The sequence below is a fragment of the Actinopolymorpha sp. B9G3 genome, assembly GCF_040120725.1.
In the GTDB taxonomy this organism is placed as follows: Bacteria; Actinomycetota; Actinomycetes; order Propionibacteriales; family Actinopolymorphaceae; genus Thermasporomyces.
This window is the reverse complement of the sequence record NZ_JBEEAB010000086.1, coordinates 1-804: the sequence shown is the minus strand read 5'-3', so window position 1 is coordinate 804 and position 804 is coordinate 1. Positions and strand designations below refer to the sequence as shown.

Genomic DNA, 804 nt, shown 5'->3' with positions numbered 1-804 from the left:
AGCGATACCTCTGGGTCGGTGACCACCGACCACACCATGCCGTCCATGTAGGGAAGTTGGCTGCCCTCTGGATCCACCTTCCAGTAGTACGGATTGCGCTCAACCGTTACCTGGGTCTTCGTGTTGGTCTTGAGCAACCATGGATAGATCGATGGCTTCTCGGGGTTGGATCCGAAGCTGAAGTCACCGCCCCTTTGCTGGTACAGGGCAATCCACTCGTCGAATTTCTGGCTCTTTGCCAGCGCCTCGACGTCGGGTGTGTACTTCTTGTGGAACTGCGTCATGTAGTGCTTCGGATTGGAGGTGAAGACCAAACCTGATCGGGTCGCCATATACGTGAGCACGAGACCTTTGGGATTGTCCCAGGACAACTTGACGGTGAAGTCGTCGATCTTCTCCGCCGTCGCCCCGCCAAAGTACGCGTCGGGAACCGGAGTGAGTTCGGTGTTGTTGAGCACGTCCTCGACGGCGAAGACCACGTCATCGGCGGTGAAGGGATGCCCGTCCGACCACTTGAGGCCCGGATGCAGCTTGAACGTGTACTCCTTGCCGTCCGCCCCGATCTCCCAGCTGTCGGCAACATTCCCAATGATCTTCTTGAACGTCGGATCCCAACGCACGAGGTTTTCGTAGCCGCAGAGCTGGTACTGGGTGGCGCCGGTGCCGTAGCCGCTCGCCTGGGTCGTCAACCGCCACTGGCCGCCGTACGTGCCCAAACGGTCCAGCGGCTGGACGACCACCGGATCCGGCGGCAGCCGCTTCGACAGCTCCGGAAGCTTGCCTTGCTTGACCAGCTCGGCAAGC

Annotated in this window: 1 protein-coding gene; it reads right to left on the bottom strand. The window is 60.2% G+C overall.

Going from position 1 to position 804, the window contains the following annotated elements:
• A partial coding sequence (locus ABNF93_RS34695; protein WP_349332507.1) for an ABC transporter substrate-binding protein occupies positions 1-804 on the bottom strand: 804 nt, incomplete at both ends.